Source organism: Mycobacterium sp., from assembly GCF_049673265.1.
Classification (GTDB): domain Bacteria; phylum Actinomycetota; class Actinomycetes; order Mycobacteriales; family Mycobacteriaceae; genus Mycobacterium.
On sequence record NZ_JBATXN010000437.1, the window covers coordinates 1 to 5,948 of the forward strand.

Annotated in this window: 8 protein-coding genes and 1 pseudogene; 8 read left to right on the top strand and 1 reads right to left on the bottom strand. The window is 67.3% G+C overall.

The window, feature by feature from the left end; all coding sequences use genetic code 11:
- The 3 genes from WBF82_RS15270 to aroQ form a co-directional block, all read left to right on the top strand.
- Positions 1 to 642 (top strand): shikimate kinase (locus tag WBF82_RS15270; protein ID WP_424383835.1); only part of this gene is annotated, 642 nt, incomplete at its 5' end.
- A complete protein-coding gene (aroB, locus tag WBF82_RS15275) occupies positions 639 to 1,784 on the top strand; it encodes a 3-dehydroquinate synthase (RefSeq protein ID WP_424383836.1) in 1,146 nt (381 codons plus the stop codon). The genes WBF82_RS15270 and aroB, both read left to right, overlap by 4 nt.
- The gene (aroQ, locus tag WBF82_RS15280; protein WP_424383837.1) at positions 1,781 to 2,212 is read left to right on the top strand and encodes a type II 3-dehydroquinate dehydratase; all 432 of its coding nucleotides are present in this window, start codon (positions 1,781 to 1,783) and stop codon (positions 2,210 to 2,212) included. The genes aroB and aroQ overlap by 4 nt, the downstream gene beginning before the upstream one ends.
- Here aroQ and WBF82_RS15285 read toward each other — a convergent pair.
- Complete coding sequence (locus tag WBF82_RS15285; protein ID WP_424383838.1) at positions 2,209 to 2,943, bottom strand: B-4DMT family transporter; 735 nt, start codon at positions 2,941 to 2,943, stop codon at positions 2,209 to 2,211. The genes aroQ and WBF82_RS15285 overlap by 4 nt on opposite strands.
- Before the next feature lie 33 nt (positions 2,944 to 2,976).
- Between WBF82_RS15285 and WBF82_RS15290 the strand changes: the two genes are divergently transcribed.
- From WBF82_RS15290 to WBF82_RS15310, 5 genes and pseudogenes are all read left to right on the top strand, one after another.
- Entirely contained in the window at positions 2,977 to 4,083 is a 1,107-nt protein-coding gene (locus tag WBF82_RS15290) for a M24 family metallopeptidase (protein ID WP_424383839.1), read from the top strand.
- A 14-nt stretch (positions 4,084 to 4,097) separates the two neighbouring features.
- A complete protein-coding gene (efp, locus tag WBF82_RS15295) occupies positions 4,098 to 4,655 on the top strand; it encodes an elongation factor P (protein ID WP_424078600.1) in 558 nt (185 codons plus the stop codon).
- Complete coding sequence (gene nusB / locus WBF82_RS15300) at positions 4,648 to 5,139, top strand: transcription antitermination factor NusB (RefSeq protein ID WP_424383840.1); 492 nt, start codon at positions 4,648 to 4,650, stop codon at positions 5,137 to 5,139. The genes efp and nusB overlap by 8 nt, the downstream gene beginning before the upstream one ends.
- Positions 5,136 to 5,528 carry an antitermination protein NusB gene (locus WBF82_RS15305; RefSeq protein WP_424383841.1) on the top strand — a complete coding sequence of 131 codons (393 nt, stop codon included), beginning with the start codon at positions 5,136 to 5,138 and terminating at the stop codon, positions 5,526 to 5,528. Before nusB ends, WBF82_RS15305 begins: the two co-directional genes overlap by 4 nt.
- 95 nt (positions 5,529 to 5,623) lie before the next feature.
- A pseudogene (locus tag WBF82_RS15310) lies at positions 5,624 to 5,948 on the top strand (hypothetical protein); the annotation flags it as partial.

Consider the following 5,948-nt stretch of genomic DNA (forward strand, 5'->3'; position numbering starts at 1 on the left):
TCGGGTAAGTCCACGATCGGGCGACGGTTGGCCAAGGCACTCGACGTCACGATGCTCGACACCGACGTGGCAATCGAGCAGCAGACCGGACGGCGCATCGCCGACGTCTTCGCCACCGATGGCGAGAAGGAGTTCCGTCGCATCGAAGAAGACGTGGTGCGCGCGGCGCTGGCCGAGCATGACGGCGTGCTGTCGCTGGGGGGCGGCGCGGTCACCAGTCCCGGGGTGCGCACTGCGCTAACCGGTCACACCGTGGTGTTCTTGGAGATCAGCGCCGCCGAAGGGGTGCGGCGCACCGGCGGCAACACCGTGCGGCCGTTGCTGGCGGCGAAAGACGAGGCCGAGAAGTACTCGAAATTCAAAGCGCTGATGTCGCAGCGCATCCCGCTGTACCGGCAAGTCGCCACCATCCGGGTCAACACCAACCGGCGCAATCCCGGAGCCGTCGTGCGTTACATCGTGGCGCGCCTGCAAGACCCGCAAGGCTGCGGACCCGGGCGCGGCCGTCGCCGGGCGCCATGGCGTCGTGCGCCGTCCTCGCTGACCCCAACCACGCCCGAGTCCCTCACCGGGCCACCGCCTACTCCCGCCACGCCGGCGGCGTTGGCCGCAGCCCGTCGTCGCGCTGAGGCGGGCAAATGACTCTGTCTGATGGTCCGGTTCCTCCTCATCGTGCTGCCCCCTCTGCATCGTCACCGGACGACCCCGACATACCGGTCACCGTTGAGGTGGCCGTCGACCCGCCGTATCCGGTCGTGATCGGCAGTGGTCTGCTGGGCGAGCTCGACAACCTGCTTGCCGGGCGGAACCGAGTCGCCGTTGTGCATCAGCCGGTGCTAACCCAGACCGCCGAGGAGATCCGGACTCGGTTGGTGGCCACGGGGATTGACGCGCATCGCATCGAAATCCCAGACGCCGAAGCAGGTAAGGGCTTGCCGGTCGTCGGGTTCATTTGGGAAGTGCTGGGCCGCATCGGGATTGGCCGCAAGGACGCATTGGTCAGCCTGGGCGGCGGGGCCGCCACCGACGTCGCGGGTTTTGCCGCGGCGACCTGGCTGCGGGGTGTGTCGATCGTGCATGTGCCCACCACGTTGCTCGGCATGGTCGACGCGGCGGTCGGCGGCAAGACCGGTATCAACACCGAGGCCGGTAAGAACTTGGTCGGGGCGTTTCACCAGCCGATCGGTGTGCTGGTCGACCTGGCGACCCTGCAGACGTTGCCGCCCAACGAAATCGCGGCCGGCATGGCCGAAGTCGTCAAGGCCGGTTTCATCGCCGACCCGGTGATTTTGGATCGGATCGAGGCCGACCCGCGGGCGGCGTTGGACCCGTCGGGTGACGTGCTGCCGGAGCTGATCCGGCGGGCGATCGCCGTCAAGGCCGAGGTCGTCGCCGCCGACGAGAAGGAGTCGCAGCTGCGGGAAATCCTCAACTACGGCCATACCCTGGGCCACGCGATCGAGCGCCGGGAACGCTACCAATGGCGCCATGGCGCAGCGGTTTCGGTGGGTTTGGTGTTCGCTGCCGAGCTGGGCCGGCTGGCCGGGCGGCTCGATGACGCCACCGCCGATCGCCACCGCAGCGTCCTGGACTCGCTGGGTTTGCCGGTCGGCTACGACGCCGACGCCTTGCCGGAACTCGTGGAGTACATGGCCGGCGACAAGAAAACCCGGTCAGGGGTGCTGCGGTTCGTAGTTCTCGACGGGCTGGCCAAGCCGGGCCGGTTAGAGGGCCCGGATCCGGCGCTGCTGGCAGCGGCATATGCGGAGGTGGGGGGCCGATGAACATCAACGTGATCAACGGGCCCAACCTCGGCCGACTGGGCCGCCGGGAGCCGGAGGTCTACGGCGACACCACCCACGACGACCTTGTCGCCATGATCGAAGGCGAGGCCGCCGAGCTGGGGCTGAAAGTCGTTGTGCGGCAAAGCGACAGCGAGGCTCAGCTACTCGATTGGATTCACTTGGCCGCCGACGCCGGAGAACCGGTGATCCTCAACGCCGGCGGGTTGACGCACACGTCGGTGGCGCTGCGGGACGCCTGCACGGAGCTGAGCGCGCCGCTGATCGAGGTGCATATCTCCAATGTGTATGCGCGCGAGGACTTTCGGCACCACTCATACTTGAGCCCGATCGCCACCGGGGTCATCGCCGGGCTCGGCGTACAGGGCTATCTGCTGGCCCTGCGTTATCTGGCCAGCGTCTCCCGCTAGCCTTCGTCCCGCTTGGTCGTCGGCTCGGTGCGCTCGGTGTCGCTTTCAGTGATCTCGGTACCGTGCGGCTTGGTGACCTCGGTGGTCGTGTCCTCGCTGTGGCCCGGGCGGATGGCCTCGGTTGTCTCTTCGGATTCCTCGCTGTAAGCCTGCGGCGCCCCGTGTCCCTCACGCTCGGCCGTTGCCACCGCCGACTGCTGCTCCTGGGGCAACGCCCTGCCCTCCGCGGTGCCGGCCTCATCGGAGCGGACCGCAGCGAAAACGTCGGTGTCGGCTCGATCTTCCTCACGGCCGCCTTGCGGGTTGTAGGCACCCTTGCGGTCAATCAGGTAGCGGCCAAGCGTCACGCCGCTGATCCCGCCCAGAAAAACCAGCAACGCGGTGAAGGCCGCGAACACGGTGAGCTCGTTGATCAGCCCACCGACGTACAGCGCCTTGTAGAACATCCCGATCACCCACGTCACCGCGCCGCTGAGCAGCCCGGCCACCAGGCCGCCGAGCAGCCACACCATCGCCAGATCGGAACGGCGGTCCGGGTCCGGGTTAGCGGCGGCGTCGGCGCGGCCGTCCCTGACCCCCCAAAAGACCACGCCGGCCAGGAACAGGATCAGCAGCACGATGCTGATCAGCCCGGCCTGCGTCTGCATCACCTGGATCAGCGATCCCTGAAACAGGCGTACGACGACCATCGCAGCGCCGAAGACCAGGCCGCGCAGCATCCAGTTAGTCATGGGGCCACAGCGTAGCGAGTACCGTCAGCGTGCGTGACACATTCCCAGCGGCGAGCCGCGCTCGGGGCGCGACTTCGTGCGGCCGAATTGGATGCGATGCTGGTCAGCGACCTGATCAACATGCGCTACCTGTCCGGTTTCACCGGATCCAATGCGGCGCTGCTGGTATTTGCCGACGACCGCCCGCCGGTGTTGGCCACCGACGGCCGCTACCGCACTCAGGCCGCCCAGCAGGCACCTGACTTGGAGGTGGCCATCGAGCGGGCCTGCGGGCGTCACCTGGCCGGGCGGGCCGCGTCCGCGGGCGTGCAGCGGCTGGGTTTCGAGAGCCATGTGGTGACCGTGGACGGCTTCGACGCGCTGGCCGACGAACTAGCGCAGGCCGGAACCGAGTTGGTGCGCGCCTCGCAGACGGTGGAGGCGCTTCGCGAAGTCAAGGACGCCGGCGAGGTGGCGCTGTTGCGGTTGGCCTGCGAGGCCGCCGATGCCGCGTTGACGGACTTGGTGGCACGCGGCGGGTTGCGGCCCGGCCGGACCGAACGCGAGGTGGGCCGCGAGCTGGAGGCCTTGATGCTCGACCATGGCGCCGACGGCGTCTCGTTCGAGACGATCGTGGCGAGCGGTGCGAATTCGGCGATCCCGCATCACCGGCCCACCGATGCAGTGCTGGCCGCCGGCGACTTCGTCAAGATCGACTTCGGTGCCCTGGTCGGCGGCTATCACTCGGATATGACCCGGACGTTTGTGCTTGGCAAGGCCGCCGATTGGCAACGCGAGATCTACGACCTGGTTAGCGCCGCACAACGAGCCGGTCGCGATGCCTTGCATGCCGGCGCGGAGCTGGCCGACATAGATGCAGCATCGCGCCGCGTCATTATCGACGCCGGGCACGGCGAGCGCTTCGGGCATGGCCTCGGCCATGGGGTAGGGCTGCAGATCCATGAAGCGCCAGGGATCAACGCCTCGGCCGCCGGTACACTACTGGCGGGCTCCGTGGTGACCGTGGAGCCCGGCGTCTATTTACCCGACCGTGGCGGCGTCCGCATCGAGGACACGCTGGTCGTGGCAGACACGGGCCAGGCTCATGGACACACACCGGAGTTACTCACCCAGTTCCCCAAGGAACTGGCGATCGTGTAGGAGATTCAGCGACTGTGGCAAGTACTGCCGATTTCAAGAACGGACTGGTGCTGGTGATCGACGGCCAGCTATGGCAAATCGTCGAATTCCAGCACGTCAAACCCGGCAAGGGACCGGCGTTCGTGCGGACCAAGCTGAAGAACGTGATCTCGGGCAAGGTGGTGGACAAGACCTACAACGCGGGCGTCAAGGTGGAAACCGCCACCGTGGACCGGCGTGACACGACTTACCTCTACCGCGACGGGTCCGATTTTGTGTTCATGGACAGCCAGGACTACGAGCAGCACCCGTTGCCGGAGTCACTTGTTGGCGGTGCGTCGCGGTTTTTGCTGGAGGGGATGCCGGTGCAGGTGGCCTTCCACGACGGGGCGCCGCTGTACCTGGAGCTGCCGGTGACCGTCGAGCTCGAAGTCACGCACACCGAGCCGGGTCTGCAGGGCGACCGATCCAGCGCCGGCACCAAACCGGCGACGCTGGAAACCGGGGCGCAGATCAACGTCCCGTTGTTCGTCAACACCGGCGACAAGCTCAAGGTCGACTCCCGCGACGGTAGCTACCTGGGCCGTGCCTGACGAGCCGGCGAGGCCTGTTAAAGGACGCCACCAGGCCCGTAAGCGTGCGGTCGACTTGTTGTTCGAAGCCGAAGCCCGCGGGGTGACACCGGCCGAGGCGGCTGACGCCCGCACCGCATTGGCGCAGACGAAGCCCGATATTGCGCCGCTGCACCCCTACACCGCGACGGTGGCCCGCGGTGTCACCGAGCACGCGGCACACATCGACGATTTGATCGCCTCGCATTTGCAGGGCTGGACCTTGGACCGACTGCCCGCGGTGGACCGGGCCATCCTGCGGGTGGCCGTGTGGGAGCTGCTGCATGCCGACGACGTGCCGGCCCCGGTCGCTGTCGACGAGGCGGTCGAGCTGGCCAAGGGACTGTCCACCGACGATTCCCCGGGCTTCGTCAACGGGGTGCTGGGTCAAGTAATGCTGGTGACACCGCAGATCCGGGCGGCCTCGCAGGCGGTCCGAGAAGCGGTTCGCGAACACAGGTCATGACTCGGCTGGAGTTGCGGGTCGTCATTGCCGCCGTGCTCGCGGCGACGGTGGTGCTGGGCGCGGTGCTGTGCGCGGCCTACGGGCAGGCGGCGATCGCGGCGGCGCTGGCGATCTATGGGTTGGGCGTCGGGGCATGGCTCTATCACGCGATCGAGCGCCTTCTGCTGGCCCGTCGCATCGACACGGTTCGCTCCGCCGCCACGCCATTCCGGCCGTTACTGCCGGTGATGGCCGCGATCATGGCGCTGACGCAGGCCGTGGTGCGATCACTGTCCGACGTCACCGAGGCGGCGCCTAAGCGCTGGGACCTTCCGGTTCGGCGGTGGATGGAGATCACTCGCGGCGACCGCAGGATCAACGACGCCGACGACGAATTCGAGGACGACTAATCCGCCCAACGTGCACTCATGGCGACTTTTGGGCGGATTCTCCGCCCTGAGTGCACGTTGGGCGAGATGTCAGTCGGTGGCGGCACACTTCGGCCATGGGGCAACCGTTCATAGGCAGTGAAGCGGTGGCTTGTGGTCGGCTGACTAGGCACGCACTGCGAAGCCGGTACGTCGCTGTTCATCCTGACATCTACGTCGCTGGCGACGTCGAGCTCGACGCGGTCGCTCGCGCACGCGCCGCCTGGCTATGGTCGCGGCGACGTGGGATCGTCGCGGGCCGTTCGGCGTCCGCACTGCACGGCGCCAAGTGGGTCGACAATCGAGCGCCGGCCGAATTGCTGCTTGACTATCGACGTCCGCCGAAAGGCAGTCGCACCTGGGCGGATTGCTTCGACGAGGATGACGTCCAGCTGATTGCCG

What these genes read in the sequence shown, in the direction of transcription:
- aroQ (WP_424383837.1), top strand. Translation starts at nt 1,781, where the DNA reads ATGAACATCAACGTGATCAACGGGCCCAACCTCGGCCGACTGGGCCGC.
- aroB (WP_424383836.1), top strand. Translation starts at nt 639, where the DNA reads ATGACTCTGTCTGATGGTCCGGTTCCTCCTCATCGTGCTGCCCCCTCT.
- WBF82_RS15285 (WP_424383838.1), bottom strand. Translation starts at nt 2,943, where the DNA reads ATGACTAACTGGATGCTGCGCGGCCTGGTCTTCGGCGCTGCGATGGTC.
- WBF82_RS15305 (WP_424383841.1), top strand. Translation starts at nt 5,136, where the DNA reads ATGACTCGGCTGGAGTTGCGGGTCGTCATTGCCGCCGTGCTCGCGGCG.